General features: G+C 34.1%; 19 protein-coding genes. 7 read left to right on the top strand and 12 right to left on the bottom strand.

All coding sequences use genetic code 11. The features are described from left to right. The 3 genes from ACP7AT_RS15165 to ACP7AT_RS15175 all read right to left on the bottom strand — a co-directional run. Positions 1–709: beta-ketoacyl synthase N-terminal-like domain-containing protein (locus ACP7AT_RS15165; RefSeq protein ID WP_426065264.1), on the bottom strand; the 709-nt coding region annotated here is incomplete at its 3' end. An 80-nt stretch (positions 710–789) separates the two neighbouring features. Next, entirely contained in the window at positions 790–3,180 is a 2,391-nt protein-coding gene (locus tag ACP7AT_RS15170; RefSeq protein ID WP_426065265.1) for a 3-hydroxyacyl-CoA dehydrogenase/enoyl-CoA hydratase family protein, read from the bottom strand. Positions 3,181–3,266: 86 nt separating this feature from the next. Next, positions 3,267–3,758 (bottom strand): MarR family winged helix-turn-helix transcriptional regulator, encoded by a 492-nt coding sequence (locus tag ACP7AT_RS15175; RefSeq protein ID WP_426065267.1) that lies wholly within the window; start codon positions 3,756–3,758, stop codon positions 3,267–3,269. A gap of 353 nt (positions 3,759–4,111) precedes the next feature. On the opposite strand from ACP7AT_RS15175, the gene ACP7AT_RS15180 reads away from it, so the two are divergent. The 4 genes from ACP7AT_RS15180 to ACP7AT_RS15195 are packed head-to-tail and all read left to right on the top strand — an operon-like array spanning position 4,112 to position 8,785. Then, positions 4,112–5,167, top strand: a complete 1,056-nt coding sequence (locus ACP7AT_RS15180; protein ID WP_426065268.1) for a DNA cytosine methyltransferase — start codon at positions 4,112–4,114, stop codon at positions 5,165–5,167. After that, positions 5,164–6,186 (top strand): HD domain-containing protein, encoded by a 1,023-nt coding sequence (locus tag ACP7AT_RS15185; protein WP_426065270.1) that lies wholly within the window; start codon positions 5,164–5,166, stop codon positions 6,184–6,186. Before ACP7AT_RS15180 ends, ACP7AT_RS15185 begins: the two co-directional genes overlap by 4 nt. Positions 6,187–6,188: 2 nt before the next feature. Next, positions 6,189–7,901 carry a hypothetical protein gene (locus ACP7AT_RS15190; RefSeq protein WP_426065272.1) on the top strand — a complete coding sequence of 571 codons (1,713 nt, stop codon included), beginning with the start codon at positions 6,189–6,191 and terminating at the stop codon, positions 7,899–7,901. After that, a complete protein-coding gene (locus ACP7AT_RS15195; protein WP_426065273.1) occupies positions 7,898–8,785 on the top strand; it encodes a hypothetical protein in 888 nt (295 codons plus the stop codon). The genes ACP7AT_RS15190 and ACP7AT_RS15195 overlap by 4 nt, the downstream gene beginning before the upstream one ends. Positions 8,786–8,818: 33 nt before the next feature. Here the strand turns inward: ACP7AT_RS15195 and ACP7AT_RS15200 are convergent, their stop codons facing one another. Beyond that, a complete protein-coding gene (locus ACP7AT_RS15200) occupies positions 8,819–9,871 on the bottom strand; it encodes a proline iminopeptidase-family hydrolase (RefSeq protein WP_426065274.1) in 1,053 nt (350 codons plus the stop codon). A 20-nt stretch (positions 9,872–9,891) separates the two neighbouring features. Continuing rightward, positions 9,892–11,667 (bottom strand): AMP-dependent synthetase/ligase, encoded by a 1,776-nt coding sequence (locus ACP7AT_RS15205; RefSeq protein WP_426065275.1) that lies wholly within the window; start codon positions 11,665–11,667, stop codon positions 9,892–9,894. 323 nt (positions 11,668–11,990) lie between these two features. On the opposite strand from ACP7AT_RS15205, the gene ACP7AT_RS15210 reads away from it, so the two are divergent. Then, positions 11,991–12,179, top strand: a complete 189-nt coding sequence (locus ACP7AT_RS15210) for a hypothetical protein (RefSeq protein ID WP_426065277.1) — start codon at positions 11,991–11,993, stop codon at positions 12,177–12,179. 375 nt (positions 12,180–12,554) lie between these two features. Here the strand turns inward: ACP7AT_RS15210 and ACP7AT_RS15215 are convergent, their stop codons facing one another. The 3 genes from ACP7AT_RS15215 to ACP7AT_RS15225 form a co-directional block, all read right to left on the bottom strand. After that, the gene (locus ACP7AT_RS15215) at positions 12,555–13,010 is read right to left on the bottom strand and encodes a GNAT family N-acetyltransferase (RefSeq protein WP_426065278.1); all 456 of its coding nucleotides are present in this window, start codon (positions 13,008–13,010) and stop codon (positions 12,555–12,557) included. A 48-nt stretch (positions 13,011–13,058) separates the two neighbouring features. Next, positions 13,059–13,667 carry an HD domain-containing protein gene (locus ACP7AT_RS15220; protein WP_426065279.1) on the bottom strand — a complete coding sequence of 203 codons (609 nt, stop codon included), beginning with the start codon at positions 13,665–13,667 and terminating at the stop codon, positions 13,059–13,061. 85 nt (positions 13,668–13,752) lie between these two features. After that, on the bottom strand, positions 13,753–14,640 hold the full coding sequence (locus ACP7AT_RS15225; protein WP_426065280.1) for a YitT family protein: 888 nt from the start codon (positions 14,638–14,640) through the stop codon (positions 13,753–13,755). Positions 14,641–14,815: 175 nt separating this feature from the next. Here ACP7AT_RS15225 and ACP7AT_RS15230 point away from each other — a divergent pair, with 175 nt between their 5' ends. Beyond that, a complete protein-coding gene (locus ACP7AT_RS15230; RefSeq protein ID WP_426065281.1) occupies positions 14,816–15,259 on the top strand; it encodes a hypothetical protein in 444 nt (147 codons plus the stop codon). Further along, positions 15,259–17,088: an adenylate/guanylate cyclase domain-containing protein gene (locus ACP7AT_RS15235; protein ID WP_426065282.1), complete on the top strand. Its 1,830-nt coding sequence runs from the start codon at positions 15,259–15,261 to the stop codon at positions 17,086–17,088. Before ACP7AT_RS15230 ends, ACP7AT_RS15235 begins: the two co-directional genes overlap by 1 nt. 1,012 nt (positions 17,089–18,100) lie before the next feature. Here ACP7AT_RS15235 and tnpA read toward each other — a convergent pair. From tnpA to ACP7AT_RS15255, 4 genes are all read right to left on the bottom strand, one after another. After that, on the bottom strand, positions 18,101–18,538 hold the full coding sequence (gene tnpA / locus ACP7AT_RS15240) for an IS200/IS605 family transposase (RefSeq protein WP_426065283.1): 438 nt from the start codon (positions 18,536–18,538) through the stop codon (positions 18,101–18,103). 213 nt (positions 18,539–18,751) lie between these two features. Continuing rightward, positions 18,752–22,405: a phosphoribosylformylglycinamidine synthase gene (gene purL, locus ACP7AT_RS15245; protein ID WP_426065285.1), complete on the bottom strand. Its 3,654-nt coding sequence runs from the start codon at positions 22,403–22,405 to the stop codon at positions 18,752–18,754. Positions 22,406–22,638: 233 nt separating this feature from the next. Next, positions 22,639–23,250, bottom strand: a complete 612-nt coding sequence (locus tag ACP7AT_RS15250; RefSeq protein WP_426065286.1) for a hypothetical protein — start codon at positions 23,248–23,250, stop codon at positions 22,639–22,641. A 439-nt stretch (positions 23,251–23,689) separates the two neighbouring features. Beyond that, positions 23,690–25,291 (bottom strand): FAD-dependent oxidoreductase, encoded by a 1,602-nt coding sequence (locus ACP7AT_RS15255; protein WP_426065288.1) that lies wholly within the window; start codon positions 25,289–25,291, stop codon positions 23,690–23,692. Positions 25,292–25,620 lie beyond the last annotated feature (329 nt).

Consider the following 25,620-nt stretch of genomic DNA (forward strand, 5'->3'; position numbering starts at 1 on the left):
CAAAAACTGGTTTTAAACCTGCCAAAGCTTCTACAGAAGTCCCTGCTCTGGGACCTTCGTCTTTATTTACTATATAGGATTTTGTTTCTTTTTTACCGTTCTCGTTGATAAATGTTTGTACTACCGTAATAGGAACAATTTGTTTGTCAAATTTACCGTCGGCTTGCGCTTTCAGGGCTTTCATGTGCGAGTTATAAGCAAACTCATCTTGGTCGGCACGAGATACATTATATTGTTTGGCAACCGCTTCTGCAGTTAATCCCATTCCCCAATAGTAATCTTCGTTTCCAGCTTTTGCAACAGCATAATCCGGAGTCGGTTTGTAGCCTCCCATCGGAATAAAACTCATGCTTTCAGCACCACCAGCAATAATACAATCTGCCATTCCAGACTGGATTTTGGCTGTAGCCATCCCGATTGTCTCTAATCCTGACGCGCAATAACGGTTAACAGTAACACCCGGGACGTCTTCGATTTTTAATCCCATCAAAGAGATCAATCGTCCCACGTTTAATCCTTGTTCCGCTTCCGGCATCGCATTTCCTACCATCACGTCGTCAATACGCTTTTTGTCGAAATCAGGCAACTCATTCATCATAAACTGAATCGTTTCTGCTGCCAATTCATCAGGACGTTTAAATCTAAACACCCCTTTTGGGGCTTTCCCCACGGCTGTTCTGTATGCTTTTACTATATAGGCTGTTTTCATAACTATTATTTTGAATTTTGAATTATAAACTTTAGATGAAGCTCATTCCTAATTTATAATTCCTAATTTTTACTTTAAAATTAATTTCTCAACGGTTTCCCTTTGGTTAACATAAATTGGATTCTCTCCAATGTTTTTCTTTCTGTACAAAGTGACAAGAAAGCTTCACGTTCCAAATCCAATAAATATTGTTCGGTTACTAAAGTTGGTTCGGACAAATCACCACCAGCCATAACATAAGCCAGTTTGTTAGCGATTTTTTTGTCGTGTTCCGAGATGTATTTTCCGGCTTCCATTTGATCAGTTCCCACTAAGAACATTCCCAACGCTTGTTTTCCAAGAACTTTTACATCGCTTCTGCGAATTGGTTGTGTGTAACCTGCTTCGGCCATCAGTAGTGCGTGTTTTTTTGCTTCGGCAATCTGACGGTCTTTATTCACTACAATAATATCTTTTCCTTGTTGTAATAGTCCGGTATCAAAAGCTTCGTAACCTGAAGTAGACACTTTTGCCATAGCGATAGTCAAGAAATATTCTTGCAATACATTTAATTCCACGTCATTTTTATGAAACAAATCTGCTGCACGCAATGCCATTTCTTTCGATCCGCCACCGCCAGGAATTACCCCAACACCAAATTCCACTAATCCCATATACGTTTCCGCTGCCGCAACTACTTTATCGGCATGCAAACTCATTTCGCAGCCACCGCCAAAAGTCATTCCGTGTGGCGCAACCACAACTGGAATTCCAGAGTATCTCACGCGCATCATCGTGTCTTGGAACATTTTGATAGCCATATTCAACTCATCATACTCTTGCTCAACCGCCATCATAAAAATCATTCCAATATTAGCACCAACAGAGAAATTTGCTGCTTGATTTCCAATTACCAAACCCTGATATTCTTTTTCAGATAAATCAATTGCTTTATTGATAGCGGCCAAAACATCACCACCGATTGTATTCATTTTAGATTGGAATTCTAAATTCAAAATTCCGTCTCCTAAATCTTGTATAATGGCACCGCTGTTGCTCCACACTTTTTTGCTTTCGCGAATGTTGTTCAGGATAATAAAGGCATCCTGACCCGGAACTTTAGTTTGTGATTTTGCTGGGATATCGTAGAAAAAAGTGGCGCCTTCTTTAATAGAATAAAAACTAGAACTTCCGGAAGCCAACATATCATTTACCCAAGCAGCTGGTTCAAGACCTTCCGCTTTCATGATTTCGATTCCTTTTTCGACACCTATGGCATCCCAAATTTCGAATGGACCATTTTCCCATCCGAAACCGGCTTTCATCGCATCGTCAATTTTATATAATTCATCTGAGATTTCAGGAATTCTGTTCGAAACATAAGCAAACATTCCAGCAAAACTTTTTCTGTAGAATTCTCCTGCTTTGTCTTTGCCTTTCACCAGAACTTTAAAACGGTCAATAGGTTTATCAATCGTTTTTGTCAGTTCCAAAGTTGCAAAAGAAGCTCTTTTAGCCGGACGGTATTCTAAAGTGTCTAAATCCAAGGACAAAATATCCTTGTCTACTTTTTTATAAAATCCTTGACCAGTTTTGCTACCCAACCATTTGTTTTCCATCATTTTGTTGACAAAATCCGGTAATTTGAACAACTCGTGTTGTTCGTCATTAGGGCAGTTTTCGTAGATTCCGTTGGCAACATGTACCAAAGTATCCAATCCAACAACATCTACCGTTCTAAAAGTAGCCGATTTTGGTCTTCCAATAACCGGACCAGTCAATTTATCGACCTCTTCAATCGTTAGCCCCATTTCTTTAACCAGATGAAACAAACTTTGAATACCATAAATCCCAATGCGGTTCCCAATAAATGCTGGAGTATCTTTGGCCACGACCGAAGTTTTCCCCAGGAATTTAGAACCGTAATCCGTAAGGAAATCTAAAACTTCCGTTGCCGTTTGTGGGCCAGGAATGATTTCGAATAATTTTAAATAACGCGCAGGGTTAAAAAAGTGTGTTCCACAGAAATGCTTTTGAAAATCCTCACTTCGTCCTTCACTCATAAAATGAATTGGAATTCCAGACGTGTTGGAGGTTACTAAAGTTCCTGGTTTCCTAAATTTTTCTATTTGTTCAAAAACCATTTTTTTGATATCCAAACGTTCCACCACAACCTCAATAATCCAATCGGCAGTAGCGATTTTCGCCATGTCATCACTTGTATTTCCAGTGGAAATTCTGCTGGCAAATTTCTGATTGTAGATAGGAGAGGGCTTCGATTTTAATGAGTTAGCCAAATGCTCGTTCACTAATCGGTTTCTTACAATTTTGCTTTCTAAAGTAAGCCCTTTTTTGGCTTCTGCGTCGGTAAGTTCTCTTGGAACAATGTCCAACAGTAAGACTTCAACTCCAATGTTAGCAAAATGACAGGCAATTCCTGAACCCATAATTCCGGATCCAATTACTGCAACTTTTTTAATTGTGCGTTTCATATAAAATAATATTTGTTTTTTATTGAGCCAATGTAATTCGCATTGCAGCAATCAGTTTTTAGGACTAATTGTTGATTATGCTTATTTCAAACTTCGTTTGTATTTGTTTTTTCAGTTTGCTCCGCCAGTTCGCTGACGCTCGCGTGATTAAATATATTCTTATCTTGAATTAATTCGTTAATCGTTTCCGCAACCTCTATAAAGTGTTGGAGTTTCTCTTGCGAAATAGTTTGTTTCACTGTTTCATTGAATTTCAAAACCGTATTTTTTGACAATTCTCTTTTTTCTTTACCAAAATCCGTCAGGTAAATCAATACACCACGACCATCTTCGGGATTTTTCTTGCGAATGATTAAGCCTTTTTCCTCCATAGATTTCAGGGTTCTGGTTAGGCTGGTAGCTTCCATTCCCATTTTCGGACCTAATGAGGTCGATGGCGTTCCACCTTCCTTATCAATACTTAATAAAGCGAATCCAGTAGCCATGCTCGCATCGTATTTCGACGCTTCTTCATTATACATTCTGGCCACCGCTTGCCAGGTGGCACGTAAAATATAATCTATTGTTTTATCTTTCATAAGTAACTATATCGATTTCAAATATAATAAAAAATACTATGCATGCATAATATATTAAAATATTTTTTTGTTAAAAAGCATTAAATATAAAAAATCCCCGCTGAAATAGAGGAGATTATACCGTTTTCTAAGAGTAATTAATATTCTTTGGGCGTATCCCTCCGGGTCGGGCTGTTCGTTGTATCTTTTATAAATTCCCCACCCCGAGGCTTCGGGATGGGGATTTATAAATGGATGCCACTTCCATCCCTTACGCGAATCCTGCAAAGGAAAAATAATGGGATTTGTAATTTAATTGGTGGGATTATACTTTGATTTAGCTATGTTTGTAAATTAGTATTAATTTTTTGAATATGATAGGAATCGAAGTTTTTTCTGGACCTGGTGGTATGTCTTTAGGAGCAAAATCTGCAGGTATCAATGTTAAAATTGCAGTAGAGAAAGACTATTATGCAGCACAAACTTATTCAAAAAATCATAAAGAAACGACTGTTGTAATTGATGATATTACTAATATTAAAGAGTTTGTTTTTGATAGAGGAAAAGAACAAGTTGTGCTTTTTGGAGGACCTCCTTGCCAAGGTTATTCTAGTTCTAACCAAAAAAATAAATCTAAAGAAAATCCTAAAAATTGGTTATTTAAAGAATTTATAAGATGTTCTAAATTAATAATGCCGGATTGGATTGTTATTGAAAATGTAAAAGGGCTTTTAAATCTTGATAAAGGTTTTTTTTTAAATGAAATTTTTAAAGACTTGAATGAATTAGGATATACCGTTAATTATAAAGTCTTAAATTCTGTTGATTATGGTGTACCTCAAAAAAGAGAAAGAATATTTATAGTGGCTTCTCTTAATGGAATTGCATTTGATTTTCCATCAAATAAATTAGAATCTTACATAACTGTTGGTGATGCATTGACAGATTTACCAATTTTGAATAATGGACAAATATCTGATAAACTAGAATATAATTCAAAATCTGAATCAAACTACTCAAAGCTAATGAGGTGTAATGCCGATAAGGTAAAAAATAATTATGTTTCTAAAAATTCGGATTTAATCATAGACCGATATACGCATATCCCTCAAGGGGGAAATTGGAAAAATATACCCAATGAGTTAATGAGTAATTATAAAGATCATTCGAGATGTCATGGTGGAATTTACAGAAGATTATCGAATGATTCTCCATCAGTAGTTATAGGCAATTATAGAAAAAATATGTTAATTCATCCCACACAAAATAGAGGTTTGTCAGTGAGGGAAGCTGCGAGATTACAATCATTTCCTGATAATTTCGAATTCTTGGGACCAATAAACCAACAACAACAACAGGTCGGCGATGCTGTTCCTCCTTTATTAGCTAAAGCAATTTTTGATAAATTAATGGAATACAAAAACATATGAGTTGGAATGATACTTCCTTTGAAAAGGAAATGATGAAATTTTTTAGGGGAAAAGGGGATTCTTCTGACGTATTATTTAAAAGATACGCAAGTGTAAGAGATGCAATGTATGAGGATGGTTTTTTTGGAGAAATAAAAGGGCAAGAACCTAGTCTTTCTGATCATAGTGAAAAACACATACAAGATGTTTTTTCAAGAGCTTATAAAATTATGGGAGAAGATTCATTCTGTTATTTTAATGAAACAGAGATATATTGTTTAGCTTTAATGATTTTATTTCATGATGTGGGAAATATTTTTGGTAGAAAGGGACATGAGGCTATTCGAAATATTGCGGAAGTTTATAATAAATATAGAGCGAATTATCAAAATTATGGTAATGAAAGAAGGATAATAAGTACTGGAGCAAGTGCTCATTCTGGCAAATCTAAATCGGGCAATAAGGATACTTTAAAGGATTTGAATGACGATAATCTTGATTCTAATTTAGTTAGATTAAGAGAATTGTCATCTATTTTAAGATTTTCAGATGAACTTGCCGAAGGTAAACAAAGGACTTGTTCATTTTTAATAGATAAAGGATTATACAGTGAAGAAAGTATGATTTTCCATAAATATGCACAGATAACTAATATTTTTCCCGATAGAAATTTAGGTAGAGTTTCAATCACATATAATATTGATATTCCGGTAGATTTTAATAAAGATGAGCAAGAGAAATTAAAAAATTTACTCAAATTTACTTATTATAGAGCACATAAATTAGATGAGGAAAGAAGATACACAAAATATTATTCTGAAATATTAAAAGTCTTTAAAACAGTTTCGGTTGTATATAATTTTACGAAAAATCATATACCTATTGATATTGAATTAAAACAAATAATTTTTGAAGATAAATATCCTATTCCAGGAGAATTAAAAGTAGTCGATGGAGTTGAATTAGAAACAATTTTTACTAAAAAAGATGAAAATTATAATATTGAAAAAATTATTAATTCAATAATTACAATAACTTAATTATGGAAAACCCATTTGTTTTTGATAGACCAAATAATGTAAGTGTTGATAATTTTTTAAAGTTTTATATTAAAGATAATACTTACACTAGATTTCTAGAATCAACGAGAAATATTCTATTAATCGGGGTAAGGGGAAGTGGGAAAACTTCAACATTAATGTATTATTCGTATCCTATTCAACTTATTAATGAAGAAGTACAAAATAAGCAGGAAATTATAGGAATACATATACCTTGCAAGAATCCCTTATTTGAAAAAAAAGAACATTTACTTTATAAAAGAGAAATTAAAAAATATATAGTAGTTGAACATTTCTTATGTATTAATATAATCTCATGTATTTGTGACACTTTTATTCAAACTATTGATAGTTTAGAATTAGAAAGCGAAATTGAATTAGAAATTATTGATAATATATCATTTATTTTAGATGCTAATTTTAGTCATGGAAAAAATATTTTTGATAAATTAAAATTGTATGTAAGTAAAGAATCGATGTCAAGTCAACGAAAGCTAATCAATGAAGATTTAGAAAGTTTTATTGATTTTTCATTTTCTTTCAATAATACAATTATCCCAATTTTAGAACAATTAAAAAGGATTCCAAAATTGAAAAACTCTCATTTCTCATTATTTTTTGATGATATACAAGATTTAAGTCAAATTCATAAAGAAGTAATTAATTCATGGATTTCATTCAGAGATAACAAACTATTTAGTTTTAAAATAGCAACCGCTGATATAAAACCATTTTATATTACAGCTAATGGAGGAGTAATTTTAGAGGGACATGATTTTGTGAAAATTGATTTGACCAAAAGATTATTCAATAAAGATTCAGAGTTTAGTAAGTTCGCTAAAGATGTAATAAATAAAAGATTAAAAATTGCCGGAATAGATTCTAATGTTAATGATTTTTTTCCTGTAAATGAAAGTTTCAGTGAAAATTTAAAACTAGGCAGAGAAAAAGCACACGAATTGGCTAAAGTAAAATTTCCAAATCCAACCGGAACACAAATAAGTGATTATGTAGTTAAATATGGAAGAGCAATAGCTTTTAGAAGAATTCCAAAATCAAATTTACCAAAATATTCAGGATTTGACACAATTGTAGATATTTCAACGGGGGTTATTAGAAATTTACTTACTCCCATTTTTTATATGTATGAAAAAGAAGTCTCCAACTCAGGAGTCAAATTAATTAATTCAATACCGCCAAATACACAATCTGAAATTATAAAAACTATTAGTGATGATTATTGGAATAAATTAAGAAATATTGATTCAGAAATAGAAGATTGTTCAATTGATTTTGCTAAAGCAATTAATAATTTCTTTAATCAACTAATGATTTATTTAAGGAAGAGATTGAATGATGAAAGTATTTCAGAGCCTAGGGCGTTAAATTTTATTATATCCCAAAGTAATGAAGCTTTAGATTGTAAAATAATGCCAATAATTGATGTTTGTTTAAGAAGCACATTATTGTATAGAAGAACGGTAAACGATAAAGCTACCGGGAAAAAATTACATCTCTATGTTCCTAACAGACTTTTATTGCCAACGCATGGTTTAGATCCTCACGGACAATATTCACATTTCCCTATTTCTGGAAAATCATTTGTGGATGCTGCTTATTTTAATAAAGCAATCCCATTATTTAGCGAAGAATTTGATGATAATAATGAACAGTTACAAATTGAATTTGAATGAAAAATTACACATTAATTACTGTTTTAGGTTGGGAAGATCGGTTTATTAAGGGACTTGAATTAACTTTAGGCAAATTTTCAGTTTATAAAATTATTTTAATTTGCTTTGAAGATTATCTTGATATGGATAATATGAAAGATAACATTGAAAAAGTTAAACATTTATCTATAGAAAAGAATATAGGATTGGAATATATTAAATTGAAGTATAATGAATCAATCCATAATTGGAATATTCTTGAAGAATATTTTAAAAAGAAGGATAATAATTATTTGTTGAATATTACTACAATACCACGAGAAACTATTTGGACATTATTTTTCTTTATAAAAAAGCATGCTGAAAGTATAAACTATATATATTTTAAACCTACAAGCTATTGTAAAGATTGGTTAACAAAGAATCACAAAAATCCAAGATTGCTATTTAAACATTCTGGTATTTTTGATTTAAATAAAGAGCTAGTATTGTTTGTAATAGCAGGTTTTGATAATTCAAGATTAAATCAGATTATAGAATTTTATGAACCTTCTAAAATTGTTGTTTTTTATCAAAAAGGAAGGCAATTTGGCAATGGGAATAGAAATAAAGATTTTAGTACCTATATGAAGGTTCATGACAAGTATTGTGAAATTATTGAGATTGACACGTATAATGTTAGGGAAACTTCTGAAATTATTTATAATAAATATATAGAATATATTGATTTATATAATGTTATTATTGATTCTCAAGGACCAAAAATATCTGCATTAAGTGTTTACGAAGCTTATATGAAATCCGAGAACAAAATTGCACTAGCTTATGTTTCTGCTAAAGATTTTAATTCTAATTATTCACAAGGGATTGATTTAGAATGTATAAAGGGTGAATTTTATTTGTAAAATAGTTGGTTTTTTATATACTAAATATTTTTTCTAAGACTTCCTAAACTCCCCATTATCCACATCTTTCAGGAACTTAATCACGCCCGGAAAATAAGTTTTTGGGTCATCGTATTGTGATAAATGGCTTCCGTTAGGGCAAAACAAGAAACGTCCGTTTTGTACTTCTTTAGATATCCATTCCATGTGTTTGGGATCCATAGTGTCATATTTGGCGCCAATAACCAGAGTGGGAACGCTAATTGTTTTGAGTCTGGCGGTGACATCCCAATTCTTTAAAGAAGCATTTCCTGTAATTCCAAATTCACTTGGCCCTTGCATATAAACATACACATTTGGGTTGATGTGTTTGAAAGTTCTGTTTATGGATTCTGGCCATTGATCAACAGGCATTCTTAAAATGTGTTCCGTATAGTAATATTTAAAAAGCAGTTCGGTGTATTTTGGATTGGTGTAATCTTTGTTTTTTTCAAATGTTTTTATTTGATCAAAAACTGCTTTTGGAAGTTTTGGACCCAATACTTCTTCTGCATATTTGTTGTAAGCAGGTGCGCTGGCCATCATATTCGAGATAATCAAGCCTTTCAGGTTTTTTTGATATTTCAAAGCGTATTCCATTGCTAGTATTCCACCCCAGGATTGTCCCATCAGATAAAAATTGGAACTGTCCAATCCTAACGCGATGCGTACTTGCTCGACTTCCTCAACAAAACGTTCGTTAGTCCACAGACTGTTGTCATTGGGTTGGTCGCTGTAATAGGATCCTAACTGGTCGTAATAAATGTATTCAATACTTTCGTTGGGGAAATAACCGTCAAATGCCTCGTATAATTCATGTGTCAAACCGGGACCGCCGTGCAGCAACAACACTTTAATTTTAGGATTGTTGCCCACTCGTTTGGTCCAAACTTTAAACGTGCCTTTTGGCGTTTTTATCGGAATCATTTTGATGCCGCCAGTGAGTTGATCGTCCCGTTTAGAAAAGTCTAAATAATTTGCTCTGACGGAATCTTCCTTTGATTTTTCCTGACAATTAGAAAAAATGAATACACTAATAACGGAGCAAATCAAGACTTTTAGTTTCATAACGATTGGTTTTATAACGGCTAGTTGTATATTTTATGGAATAAATCAATGTATTTTTCCATTACTATTTTTCGTTTCAGTTTCAATGTAGGCGTTAACTGTCCGCCTTCCACAGACCATAAATCTGGTGTGAGCTCAAAACGTTTTATCTTTTCCCAATTTCCGAATTTTTCATTCAGGTTGTCAATTTCCACCTGAATTCTTTCGATTACTTTTTCGTTGGCAATTATTTCTTCATTGCTTTTTCCAATATCGATTCCGTGAATAATGGCCCATTCTTTAATAAAGTCAAAACTTGGCTGAATAAAGGCTGCCGGCATTTTTTGTCCGTCGCCAATAACCATGATTTGTTCAATGAAACGCGATTGTTTCATTGTATTTTCGATTAATTGTGGTGCTATATATTTTCCTCCGGAGGTTTTAAACATTTCTTTCTTTCTATCGGTGATTTTCAAGAATCCGTCTTCGTCAAAAATCCCAATATCTCCCGTGTGGAAAAACCCGTTTGTAATTACTTCGTTTGTTAATTTTTCGTCTTTGTAATAACCCAGCATTACGTTAGGTCCTTTGCAAAGGATTTCACCGTCCTCGGCAATAATAACTTGCACATTGTCGATTACTTTACCTACAGTTCCCACTCTAAAACCACCATTTCTAATGTCATTTACCGAGATTACCGGAGAGGTTTCAGTCAATCCATATCCTTCCATGACCGGGATTTCAGCAGCGGCAAAAATTCGGGCTAATCGCGGTTGCAAAGCAGCGCTTCCAGAAACCATTAAATCTAAATTTCCACCCAAACCTTCTTTCCATTTGCTGAAAATCAGTTTGCGGGCAATTTTGAGTTGGAACTCATACCAAAATCCATTTTTGCCATACGGCTCATAAATTAAACCTAAGTCAATTGCCCAAAAGAATAATTTCTTTTTGATGCCTGTTAATTCTGTTCCTTTGGCGTAGATTTTATCATATACTTTCTCCAGAAGTCGCGGAACGGCTGTGATTACAGTTGGTTTCACTTCCTTAATGTTATCACTGATTTTTTCAATGGATTCTCCAAAATAAATCGAAACACCATAATATTGGTATAAATACAAAATCATTCTCTCAAAAATATGACAGATAGGTAGGAAACTTAAAGCACGGCTTTTTCCTGCTTCAAAAGGAATTCTCGGAGCGCTGTCCAATACATTCGATACAATATTTTTGTGCGAAAGCATAACGCCTTTTGGTCTACCTGTTGTTCCGGAAGTATAAATAATAGTTGCTAAATCTTCGGTTTTTACGTTGTTTTTACGTTGTTCCACCTCATCTTGGTTTCCGGTGTCTACACCAAGAACCAATAAATCATTCCAGTTGGTGCAGCCTTCTATTTCGTTAAATGAATAAACTTCTTTTAGCGTAGTGACTTTGTGTTTGATTAGGTTTACTTTTCGAAGTACTTCGGCATCCGAAACGAAACAATAAATGGAACCGGAATGGTTCAGGATATATTCGTAATCTTCTTCGGAAATAGTTGGGTAAATGGGAACAGTCTGTGCTCCGGTTTGCAGTATACCGATGTCCATAACATTCCATTCGGTTCTGTTATTAGACGAAATGATGGCAATTTTATCGTCTTTTTGAATACCCAATCGAAGTAATGCTCTAGATATGGCGTTCGCTTTAGCTATATATTCTTGGGTCGATGTTTTTATCCAGACACCGTTCTGTTTGCTTACTAAAGCATCCGGAATGGAATTGTATTTTTCTTGCTGATAATAGGGAAAATCAAAGAGGCGGGTGATATTTATCATTATGGAAATATTGGATTTGTTCGCAAATTAAAAAAAAATTAGCGATAAATTTTGTTTTTCAAAAATTAATTGTAAAAATTAAGCGGTTTACCGAAATCGATTTCTTTCAACAGGGTTTTGGACTAAACTTCATTAATAAAAAACCCCAAAAGAAGGCACCCACAGTAATTTCTTATCATGATAATTCCTGTTTTTTTTTAAAATAGCCTTTCAATAATTTTATCAGATAGTATTGTAATTTATTTAAATAAAATTAACTTTTTATATAATTCATTATCAATAATTTAAATTTAAAACAGTAATAACTTAAAACAGTATTAAAAATGAAAAAAGCATTACTAATTGTGGTGGTTGTTTTTACTTTCATCAGTTACGTGCAAAAAAAAGCGAATGGCACTATTAATATGTCTCCAGATCAAAATAGCAAGAATTTAGATGAGACGAAAGCTAACGATAAAAAATTAATGGCGCAATTTGATATTACAAGTATTGATGTGGTTTGGCTACCCTGATTATTTAAACTATGAAATGGAAGATCAAAAAGTAGTACAATCGTGGTGGAATTTTAATATGAACAGAAAATCGGATAATAAAAAAACAGTAATGCCGATACTTTTTATTGATACTTTCAATGATCAGGATTGATTGTTGATGAAACTGCCTACTTCAGTGAAAACTTATGGAAAAATAATGGCTACATATTAAAAACTCATTCTTTATAAATCACAAAGCCGAAACAGTTTGTTTCGGCTTTTGATTTTGTTGTTACTACCGGAAGTAAATTTTCCAGCTAACTAAATTATTCTAAATGGCTTTTACATCGATTTTGTAAGATAGGCATTGTCTTTTTTTTATTACTAAACAACGAGTTTTGACACAACTTTTCATTATTTTGATCGTTTGTGTACTGTCAGTGCAGTGCTACGGGCCAGCGCTTCGGCACCTAAATCCCCTTCTTTACTGAAGGTCCACACAAATAACGCTTTTAAAGGATGGTCTTTTCCTATGCTTTCAATTGCTTGTAATGTCAGTTGCTTTGCAATTCCTTTTCTTCTGTATTCTTGTAAAACCAAAGCGGAACAAAGATATAGTGCTTCGTATTTTGTAGCTAATGGTGTCTGCTCGAAGAGTTCTTTTTCCGATATCGTATCATCCAGGAACTGTTGCATTATTTCCAGCGTGGTAGGAATTAGTAAAACCCAAGCTACAGGACCATTCCCATAATTATATTCTTGAACTGTCGCGGGATGTATTCTCATTAATCGCTCGAGCACTTCCTGATTTATATCAAGTTGGGCTGAATCATTTTTAACAGCAAAAACTTCATCAGCCAGTTGTAACATCCGTTCAAAATTGCTTTTAGCCATGTTTTAAAATAGGTTAACTAAAAATCAGCTTGATTTTTGTCTTGATATACTTTTTTGTCGCTCAATCAAACCCTTCAAATTCTTTTCTTTTACTTCGGCTCTATTTTGAATGCAAAAGGCGGTGTGATAAAAGTGCGATTGAAGAAAATTAATTTGCATAGTGTTCCATTCCTCCGAGCTGAGATTAGGATTATAATGCTTCAATTCTAAATAGAGTTTATTCCCTAAATGCTCAAATTGATCAGTCCCTAGATATTCAAGATCAGCGTCCACAAGAATGCACTCTAATTTAGTTTTTGGTTTTTGAGTTATTATTGTGGCTCTTATTATACCAACAATGATTGCAATTTCTTTTTTAGTGTATCCAAATTGCGGTAATTTGTTTTTTGCAAAACGAATGCTTTCTTCTTCGTGTCTCTCACTGCGAGTATTAATAAATCCCCCATCGTGAAACAGTGCGGCAGTTTTTATGAGCAGTATATCATCCTCATTTATTTGCTCTTGGAATGCAATATATTCTGCCATTTTTACCACATACTGTGTATGTTTCCAGTCATGATAAATAAGAAAGGGAGACAATCGCGATTTCAAACAATCCATTACATTATTGTACAATAGATTCCAGTTTTTCATTTGTAGAAGCTTTTAAATTTAGAAATATTTTACTGCGATGAGAGGTTTCTTCGGTAGTGAATCTCTATCATAGCTGTTTTATAAATTAATGTTTCTGTTTGTTTCTTAAAATTCCGCCGCTCGCTTCTTTGATATACTGGATAAACATAAAAGCATGCGGATCTAATTTTCTTATTTCATCTTTTATCCGAAGTAATTCGAGCCGTGTAACTATAGTTACAATGATATCGCAGTCGGTTTTAATATCGAAAGTATGCGGTAAATAACCCCGTTCTCCTTTAATTATTGTAATTCCTTTTCCAAATTTTTTTACTATTAAAGTTTTAATGGCTTCACTTTTGGATGAAATGATATTTAATGAAGTGTATTGTTCTAAACCGTGAGCGATATAATCGAGTGATTTTATGGCAGAGAAATACGTAACTATTGAATATAATGCAGTCACGATACCAAAAGACCAAGCAGCCGCCAGAAACAATAAGGTATTCATCGCAAAGATTACTTCTGATACATTAAGCCCGATTTTTCGGGTAGTCAGTAAAGCCAGAATTTCAACACCGTCAGCCGTTGAACCGCTTCGAATGCACAATCCCATCCCGATCCCAATCAGACAACCACCAAATAAGGCAATTAAAAGGCGATCCGTGGTGACGGCATCGATATTAATAAAAGTCATACTTGCTGCAATCAATAAAAAAGTGATCAAACTTTGTATCGCAAACGTTTTTCCCAACAGTGTTTTCCCTAAGAACAAGAAGGGTATATTTAGGCCTAACACAAGAATTCCAAATGGCATTTGTGTGATTTCATGAATTAATATTGAAATACCTATAATCCCTCCATCCAAAAATTTATTGGGTATCATAAATCCCTTAAGTGCCAATGTAATAAATGCAACACCCACTAAATTTAAAACAATATTTTTGGGATGAAATATTTCCTTCCAGTCTATTGGTTGTTGGTCAATATTCATAATCATGAATTTGAATTATAATCCTTTAAATATACTACTTAATTTTAGAGAATATATTATTATATTTGTCTAATAATTAGATAGTTACCGCATTTTTTATTCTTTGGTTTCCCCAACCATTTTTAAACCGATAGTTTTTTAAAATAGAATTTCCTAACCTTTAAATATAGCAATCATGGCAAAGCCTGTAGTTATCACATTGACGGTGCAAACCGCTAATCTTTTTGGAATGAATGCTCCATCGAAAAATCAAGTTGACAGCTGTTGCGCATTATCGGATGATAATTCTGGAAAATCTTCAAATGGAACTTTAGAAGATTTTAAATCATTTGTGTTTATCGATTATAACGTAAGGTGGGTTGCTGTTTCAAATGATCGTGCCTATTCAGTGGCAATCGACAGTATTGTTTACAAATCGGAGATCAGTGATGTAAATTTCTTCGACAATACTACCATTAGTGGAACAGGTGGAAGATCCGGAAACGCATCCGCCAATGTCAAAAATAATACTAATTTGAGGGGCCAGTTAGATATTTACACAATCAATTTTAGTGTTTATAATTCCGGTAATTCGTTAAAAAGTTTTAGTATTGATCCAAAATTAGCCATAAATCCATAATGGAATTACACTTTTTAAAATATTCTTTTAGAATTTCTCTTTTTGTGTTTTTTTTTCAGGTGAGTATTTTAGCACAAGAGCAAAAAGTCGCGGATAGCCTTGTGAAAATTTATCAGAAAGGGAATCTTTCAAATTATGAAAAATTAGAATTACTTCGGAATTTGTCTTTTAACGAAGTCAACAACCTCAAATTGTCTTTAAAATATGCGGAGGAACTTATCACACTTTCAAAATTAGAAAAAAACTATTTATACCTGCATAGGGGTTATTTTCAAAAGGGGAATAAACTCAGACTAACAGGAGAGTTGAATAAATCTTTGGACGCTTTTTTTAAAAGTGAAGAAGCAGCAACTAAGGTCCAATACGTTATTGGCCAAGGAACCGCATATTCTTCTATTGCAGATGTATATTCAGTGATGGGAAATTCTACAAATGCCCAAAAGTATTACGGTGAAGCAATCAAGTTATTAAGAAAAGCGGATAATCCTGTTGGCTTAGCAACGGCGTTACTCAACGCAGGAGACGAATATTCAAAAAACAAGAAATATGATTTAGCATTGCGCTATTTTAAAGAGTCAGGTGGGATTTTTAAAAAAGCTAATTACTTGAGCGGTACTGCCTACAATTTAGGAAATATAGGGATGGTGTATGCGGAGCAGGGAAGGGATGCTTTAGCAAAGAAGTATATTAGTGAAGCCATAAAAATGCTTGAAGAACTCAAAGATTACTATGCGATTTCAGATTATCTGACCTACATGTCTGATATTTATTTAAAACAAAATGACTGGACTACTGCACTCAACTATGCCCGCAGAAGTCTGGAGTTAGCCCAAAGATATGGGCTGAAAGATCAAATCAGTAATTCCAATCTTAAACTTTCAAAACTGTATCAAAAAGCAGGAAATACGGCTGAATCTTTTAAATATTATAAGAATCACATTGCATACAGGGATAGTGTCACTAACCTCAAATCAGTTCAACAAATGGCTGATTTGCGAACAGATTATGAAGTTTCTCAGAAACAATCGGAAGTCGACTTGCTAAACCAAGGAAAAAAAATGAGTCAGATTATGGCGATTTCTTCTGCTGTTTCAGCGGCACTCGTTTTTTTACTTGCTTTTGGAATGTACAGACGCTATAAATTTATAAAGAAAACCAATGTTATTATTGAAGAGGAAAAGAATCGATCAGATCACCTACTTCTTAATATTCTACCGGAAGAAACAGCTAATGAATTAAAACAAAACGGAAAAGTACAAGCCAAAAAATTTGAATCGGTTACCGTATTATTTACAGATTTCGAGGGATTTACAAATTATGCAGAAAAGCTATCGCCAGAAAGATTAGTAGAAAGTGTAGATTACTATTTTTCGAAATTTGATGAAATTATGGAAAAATATAAATTAGAAAAAATCAAAACAGTTGGTGATTGTTACATGTGCGCGTCAGGATTACCGTTTCCAACAGCAGATCATGCATGTAAAATGGTGCATGCCGCATTTGAAATTGCCGAATTTGTTGCGGATTCTAAAAAGAATAATCCTCTGAATGATACCCGTTTTGAAATTCGTATCGGAATTAATTCCGGTCCGGTCGTGGCGGGAGTAGTTGGAACTAAGAAATTTGCGTACGATATTTGGGGAGACACGGTGAACATAGCGTCGCGCATGGAATCTAATTCACAACCAGGGAAAATTAATATTTCTGAGAATACCTATAAGTTGATCAAAGATGCCTTTGATTGTAATTATAGAGGAGAAATTGAAGTAAAAAATAGAGGAATAATGAAAATGTACTTCGTAGATGATTGTAAGCGTGAAACAATCTAAAGTAATTTAAAAATAATTCTCTTGTCAAGTTTTTTTACAAGCTGTGAATTTAGCAAATTAATTAAAAAACTATAAAACAGCCACAAGTTGTGTATGTGGTATTTTTGTTTTTATTAATTCTTAAATTTTGGCATTGATGGAGGAAAAGGAATTGCTCCGCTCAACTTTTAGTTGTTTAAAAGTTAAGCGAATGCAATAGGCATCTGTCTTCATCGTTAGCGTTCTACTATTTGTTTACTAATTCAAAATATAAGAAAAGCAAAATAATACAGTGCAAATTTTAAGCACGTTAAGACATACAGCAATTCCGTCAACAATTTTTTTTAACCCACTCATTAAATACTTAATTATTCTTTTGTTCAGCTGAGCGATTGTTTTAATTAACTAATTACAAAAGTGGTATTTTTTTTTCATAAGTTTTTATTAATGTTTGTAATGATTTACATTAAATAAATTTATGTTATTTTACATGGCGTATTTGTAATTCTGCTGTAAGCAAATAAATCATGGAGCATGGTAAACCAGATAGCACAATTGGATTTAAGCAATTGTTTTTCAATTAAAATAGTGCAAGTGTTAAATAGGTGAAGCTTGGCAATGAATTTATTTAATCATATCCGGAACAGCTATTGGTAATTTGAATGCTGTAAAATATAAGTTCACTTATACAGTGTAAGTTCCAAAACTGATGTATACAAGCTTACATTAGTACTTAGAGCCGAAGTTTTGTATTTATGGCTTATACAATATTATTTCCTTTGACGCTCGTATGCAAAGAGTTCTGTCCTATTCGTATAAACTAGGCGCAACTTTTTCGATCTTTTCGTATTTTTTTGAATAGTCTTAAAATTTATTATTAGCAATCTACGTTGCAAAGTACTTAATCAAGCCTCTGATTTAAATGGATGTTTTCGTTGAAAATGAGAAGTGTAGAAGGTGATTTAAAAAAAACTAAACCACTATGGACTGAAAGTCCATAGATTTGGTTGTCAGACTTAAAGTCTGCACGTTGCTAGTCCTCAATTATGAAGTTATCAATATTGTTTTCATTCGGCTTTCTGTGATGTTCCAAATATTGATTTACCATTTCATCTGTTATATTACCCGTACTCCAACATCCAAAACCTATTGCCCAAAAATGACGACCCCAATATCTTTTTTTAAGGTCTGGGAATTCAATTTGTAGTTTTCTTGAAGAACGACCTTTCATTAATTTAACCAAAGTACTTACATCTTGGGAAGGACGATATTCAATGTGCATATGGACATGATCTTTTGACACTACTCCCTTTAATATCTGAACTCCTTCCGCTTCACATATTTGTATCAAAATAGTTCTACATCGCAATTTAATATCCCCTTGCAAAACTGCATATCTATACTTTGTAGCCCAAACTATATGAACGGTCAATCTTGATACTGTATGTCCATTTGTTCTTTGAAAATCCATATTTCAAATGTACATTTTTAGAAGCTAAAAGCGAAATGCACTAAAGTGCATAGTTTTAACTATTTTTGGGACCAATAAAATTATAATTTAAAGTTCGTGAACGCATTGTTGCTGTGCAATGCAGTTGTTTCCTTTATATCAAATTTTAAGATTGTTTGGTAATAAAAAAGCGCTCCTTATCCAGGAACGCTTTTGAGAAATCTATTTTTCCACTTATTTTTTGTCCATCCATTTTCTGGCATTAACAAAAGCTTCATGCCAAGGTGAAACTTCATCATTTCTATTTTTTGGGTAATGTGCCCAGTTCCATTGGAACGTAGAACGCTCAATGTGCGGCATCATAACCAAATGACGCCCTGTTTTGTCGCAAAGCATGGCAACATCAAAATGAGAGCCGTTTGGATTAGCAGGGTAGCCTTCATAGGCATATTTAGAAACAATATTATAGTTTTCTTCGCCCATCGGCAAATTGAATTTACCCTCACCATGCGAAACCCAAACTCCAAGCGTGGTTCCTGCTAATGAAGAAAGCATCACCGAATTGTTTTCCTGCACTGTTACCGATGTAAAAATACTTTCGTGTTTATTACTTTCGTTGTGCAACATTTTTCCGTGAATTTCATGCTCCGGATTAATTACCTCCAATTCCATGAACAATTGGCAACCATTACAGATTCCAACAGATAAAGTGTCGTCTCTTTTAAAGAAATTATCTAAAGCTGTTTTTGCTTTTTCATTGTATAAAAATGCTCCGGCCCAACCTTTGGCAGAACCTAAAACATCAGAATTAGAGAATCCACCAACAGCTCCAATAAACTGAATGTCTTCCAAAGTTTCACGACCTGAAATCAAATCGGTCATGTGAACATCTTTGACATCAAAACCGGCTAAGTACATCGCGTTAGCCATTTCGCGTTCCGAATTACTTCCTTTTTCACGGATAATAGCTGCTTTAGGACGCGGTTTAGAATTGTCGATAACTGGTTTTTTTCCTGTAAAATGTACTGGAAAAGTATACTGTAACGCTTGGTTTTTGTAATTGTCAAAACGTGCCAGAGCCGCTCCGTTTTTCGATTGTTTTTGGTCTAATAAAAACGAAGTTTTGAACCAAACATCTCTGTATTTTGCGATGTCTAATGTATAAGGACCAAAATCTAAAGTCGCTTCACTTGTAGCTGTTCCTAATTTATAGAAAGAAACGTTATTGGCGTTTAATCTAGATTCAACATCAGCATCCGATTTTGCTTGGAAAACAATTCCGATATTTTCTGCAAAAAGATATTTGATGATGTCTTTTTCTTCGAAAAAGGAGAAGTCTATTTTAGCTCCTAAATTCACATCGGCAAAACACATTTCTAATAAAGTTGTGATCAATCCACCACTTCCAATGTCGTGTCCTGCAAGGATATTGTTGTCTAAAATTAATTCTTGTATTGTATTGAACGCTCTTTTAAAAAAGGCAGCGTCTTTAATCGTTGGTACTTCTTTTCCAATAGTATTCAACGTTTGCGCAAACGAAGAACCACCTAATTTGAAATCATCTTGTGACAAATTGATATAATATATAGAACCGCCGTCTCTTTGTAAAACGGGTTCCACTACTTTTCTAATATCGGTACAATTTCCACCTGCTGAAATAATTACCGTTCCCGGTGCGATTACTTCTTCATTTGGATATTTCTGTTTCATTGAAAGTGAATCTTTTCCTGTTGGAATATTGATTCCCAATTCGATTGCAAAATCCGAACAACCTTGAACTGCTGCATATAAACGCGCATCTTCCCCTTCGTTTTTACACGCCCACATCCAGTTCGCCGAAAGTGAAATTCCGTCTAAACCATCTTTTATTGGAGCCCAAACGATGTTAGACAATGCTTCTGCAATCGCAGTTCTGCTCCCGGCAACGGGATCAATCAATGCTGCAACAGGAGAGTGACCTAATGAAGTGGCAACTCCTTCTATTCCCTGGTAATCCAAGGCCATTACACCACAATTGTTCAATGGCAATTGCAAAGGTCCTGCGCATTGCTGTTTAGCCACTTTACCACCTACACAACGGTCCACTTTATTGGTCAACCAGTCTTTACAAGCCACTGCTTCCAGCTGAAGGACTTGCTCTAAATACGTGGTGATGTTCTTTTTATCGTATACTAAATCTGTATAGTTTCTTTCGATTGTTTTGTCCGTCATGACCACTTTTGGAGAACTTCCAAAAAAGTCTTCCAAGGCAAAATCCATTGGTTTGGCACCAGTTGATTTTGATTGGAAAGTAAAACGGTGATCTCCAGTTACGTCTCCCACTTGATACATCGGAGAACGTTCGCGGTCGGCAATTTTTTGCAATAAATCAATGTTTTCTTTGCCAATAACTAATCCCATTCTTTCCTGAGATTCGTTACCAATGATTTCTTTTGCCGAAAGGGTAGGATCTCCCACAGGCAATTTGTCTAAATCAATTAATCCACCAGTATCTTCCACTAATTCTGAAAGACAGTTTAAATGTCCGCCAGCGCCGTGATCGTGAATAGAAACAATTGGATTGATATCGCTTTCTACCAAACCACGAATGGCATTGGCAGCACGTTTTTGCATTTCTGGGTTCGAACGTTGGATCGCGTTCAATTCAATTCCTGAACTGAAAGCGCCCGTATCTGCTGAAGAAACGGCAGCTCCACCCATCCCAATTCTATAATTTTCCCCACCAAGAATAACAATTTTATCCCCTGTTTGGGGTTTTTTCTTAATTGCTTGGTCTAATTTTCCGTAACCAATTCCACCCGCTTGCATAATTACTTTGTCGAAACCTAGTTTGCGAGCGTCTTCTTCGTGTTCGAAAGTCAGGATAGAACCTGTAATTAACGGTTGTCCAAATTTATTTCCAAAATCAGAAGCTCCGTTGGAAGCTTTGATCAAAATATCCATTGGGGTTTGATACAACCATTTTCTTTCGGTCATACCGTTTTCCCACGGTCTGTTTTCTTCTAAACGAGAATATGATGTCATGTAAACTGCTGTTCCCGCCATCGGCAAAGAACCTTGTCCACCTGCTAAACGATCCCGAATTTCTCCTCCAGAACCCGTTGCAGCTCCGTTGAAAGGCTCAACGGTTGTCGGGAAATTATGTGTCTCTGCTTTTAATGAAATAACCGAATCAAATTCTTTTATTTCGTAAAAATCAGGTTTATCAGCGCTTTTTGGAGCAAATTGTTGTACCCGAGGCCCTTTTACAAAAGCAACGTTGTCTTTGTAAGCCGAAACAATATTATTCGGATTTTCCTGTGATGTTTTTTTGATTAATTTGAATAAAGACGACTCTTTTTCTTCACCATCAATGATGAATTTTCCGTTGAATATTTTATGACGACAGTGCTCTGAATTGGCTTGTGAGAAACCAAAAATTTCTGAATCCGTTAATTTCCGTCCTAATTTAATTGCTAAATTATCCAAATATGCTACTTCTTCCGGACTTAAAGACAATCCTTCTTTTTTGTTGTAAGCAGCAATATCGTCGATATCCAAAATGGCTTCCGGCAGTACGTTAATAGTGAAAATATCTTGATTTAACTCAGCGTATTTTTGCGAAAGCATTGGATCAAAATCAGAAAAATCAGCTGTTGCTTTATGAAATTCTTCGATTCTAATAATACCGGAAATTCCCATGTTTTGGGTAATTTCCACAGCATTAGTGCTCCAGGGCGTTATCATTGTGGCGCGAGGACCAACAAAAAAATCCGTCAATACGGATTTTTCTATTTTATTTGAATCGGCAAAAAGCCAGTTAAGTTTTGAAATGTCTTGAGCCGAAATTTCGTTTTGCGTTTGTACTGCAAAAACAGTTTTGCTTTGGTTTTCAAAGAAATGGATCATTGTTGTGTAGTTTGTTGTATTGCGGTGCAAATTTAGTCAATTAAGATTAAATTTTGGGTATAAAAAAAGCGGCAAATTTGTCGCTTTCCCAATTATTTAATTATTGATTTCTTTATGACCGAATGCGCACCGATGCTAACTCGAACCAAGTACGTTCGTTTTACACTATTTGGTAAAGTAATTCCTAATTTGGTACTGTGTTCTACGCTGAAAATTTTCTGACCAATTATAGATTAAATTTCGAAAGCATATATTTTATTCGAATTGTTGATAGAGAAATTTCCATTGGATGGATTTGGATATAGGGCGATATCATTTATATTTAAAGCAATATTGGTTTTTGGCACGTTTTCGGCCATGCGACGTCCTAAATTGTTACACGTGTCAGAAGTGTAAGAATCCCACTGCGTTGTTTTATTAAAAGTAGTAGTTGGAGAAGTAACGGTAGATTTCGTTCTGATGGTTTGATCTGCTGCGAAGTTTGCCGTTCCGCCGTTAAAAGTTCCTGTGATATCAATTAAATCTCCGTTTTTGTGTAAACCTACAGCATCATTTCCATTAAAAGTCATTGCAGTTTCAGCTGTAAAAAGGTTTGCAGAGGATAAAGGATAATAAATGGAGGCCATTAAACTATTTACAATAGTGAATTTACTCCCGTTATTCAAAGTTCCTGTTAAATATAACCCTGGAATCCGATCGGAGGAACCGTTCGTTTGTTTTTGGATGCTATAAATTGATAAGTCGATCGCTGGGCCAGTTGCATTCGAAATTCCCAACGCTTTATCGTTTATGGAACCTTCAATAAATTCAGAAAACAACAAATCCGTTACAGTTGAACCGCCCACTGCAGAAGTTGTTAAATTTACTGTGTTACTTTCTAGAGGGATAGTTCCGGCGACAACTTTAGCTTTTATAATAAAAGAGAAGGAAGTACCCGTTGGGTGTAATTATTGAAAATTTCAATTAACTGTAAATAAAAAAATTGAACCACATAGAAACATAGAAAAAAGAGTTGGACAGCCCAATTTTTGGATTCGCATAGCAATGATTTTCTCTAAAAAAGTGAAACGCCTTAGATAATTTTAAAATCTATTTTTCTATGTGGTTAAAAAATTAAACAAATTTAATTACACTCAACGGTAAGGTGGTAGAACCAGTTAGTAAATTGATAGTTGTTGATGGAGTGATTACAGTTGTTTTTAAAGCACTGTTTACGTACACATAGTCTCCACTTACTCCAGTATTATCAATGGAGTCTTTCTAACGAATCGTAAATTATAATTTTTAGATTTTAGGCTCATTATGTGTAATTTTTTTTAAATCTGATGATGCCGGTCCATTTATCACATTACCTAATTTTGTGAAACGGGAGCCGTGCATTGGACAATCAAATGTTTTTTCATCGGCATTCCATTGCAGTATAGCACCTAAATGAGGACATACTGCAGAACAGGTATGAAGATTATTTTGTTCATCACGATAGGCCGTTATTTTTTTTAACCCTACTGAAATTATTCCTCCTTCTCCTGGTTTTAAATCGGTTACTTCCTTTATATCTTCCGGAACAATCCAGTCAGCAAATTGCGCAACCATGTTTCCAACCTCATGCAGGTAATCACCAGTTTTTTTTAGGCTAATGCGAGAGGGGCTATATATTTCAATCCAAGGATTTTCTTTTCCGGTAATTATATCGTTAATAATTATTCCCCCAAGTGTTCCATGCGTCATACCGTTACCGGAATCGCCCGTGATAATGTAAATGTTATCTTCCCCAGTATTTTTGCCAATGTATGCCAATGAATCAAGAGGTTCCATCACCTGACCTGACCATTTGAATTCAACAACTCCAGTTACAGGAAAATGTTTTTTTGTCCATTTTTCCAATTTCGCATAACGGTCTTCTTCGTTAATATTTTCGTCATCTGCCTGCCCCGTGCGATGGTCTTCACCACCGGCAATCAACAAGTCATACTGTTCGTCATATTCTTCTAAACGGACATAATGGTAAGGTTTTACGATCCATTTTGAACTCATATCGCCAGTATCCCACCATAATGCGTAAGGGAGTTTTCCTTTCAGAATTTTGATACCTATAACATAGGACCGATAAGGCCATTGTTTAGTATGCATAGTTATCCAGTCGTTAATTGGCGTGTTGGTTGCAACTACAATGTGATTTGCTTTTACTGTAAAACCGTTTGCAGTAGCGCCCTGATCCGTAATGTTTTCTGCTTTTGTTTGTGTATATATTTTTCCTCCTAAGCTTATAAAAGCTTCTGCCAAACCGGTAAGATAAAGCAGTATGTGGAATTGTGCTTGATCAGAAAATTTGATACACAAATTGCTGTTTTCCGAAACTACAGATGGGATATAATTCAACATCTCTGTAGTTAGTCCTGCACGTTTTGTTGCTTCATATTCTTTTTCCAAAGTTTCTACTGTGTCAGAAGAACTTAAAAACAAATAACCATCCACTCTTTTAAAATGACAATCAATATTATGATCCTCTACAGTATTGGCTATCCATTCAATTGCAGCCATATGACTATTAGCTATTAATTTTGCAGCTTGTACATCGAAATTTTCTTCCAATTCATAATACCGATCGTCAAGCGCACAAGTAAGATGAGCGGTAGTTCTTCCAGTTTCACCGCTTCCGATGTATCCGTCTTCCACTAAAATTACTTTACGTCCCGACTTTGCAAGACAGTATGCAGTAGTCAGTCCTGCAATGCCGCCTCCTATCACTAAAATATCTGTATCAATATTTTGGCTTAATTTCTCAAAAGTTAGCGTCTTTATATTGGAAGAAAACCAATATGAAAGATTAGTTCCAGAAGTTACAGTTCCATCTTCGAACTCGGATGTATGATTAGACGTTTCCATTTGTATTTATTTCGTTAAATTTTTACATTAAACAAAGATATTAATAACTGATAGTTAGAGTGTTATATAATTTAATAAATAAATTATAATATTCAAAATTTTGTTACAATTTAAATTATTTGGAGCGGTCGTGATAATTACTCATCGTTTGATTTATATTTAAAGTATCGAAAAATGCGTAGAAAAATGTATTTTAAAATTCACCAAAAAGTTTAAACCAAATTTTAATTGTTTAGAATATTTGGCATAAATAAAGTCGAAAAAAGGTTTACATGTGTAAAATGCAATCGCACAAAATTTACTGTTCTTTTGAAGAATTTTGCCAGAGA

The organism is Flavobacterium sp. DSP2-3-1 (assembly GCF_049896865.1).
In the GTDB taxonomy this organism is placed as follows: Bacteria; Bacteroidota; Bacteroidia; order Flavobacteriales; family Flavobacteriaceae; genus Flavobacterium.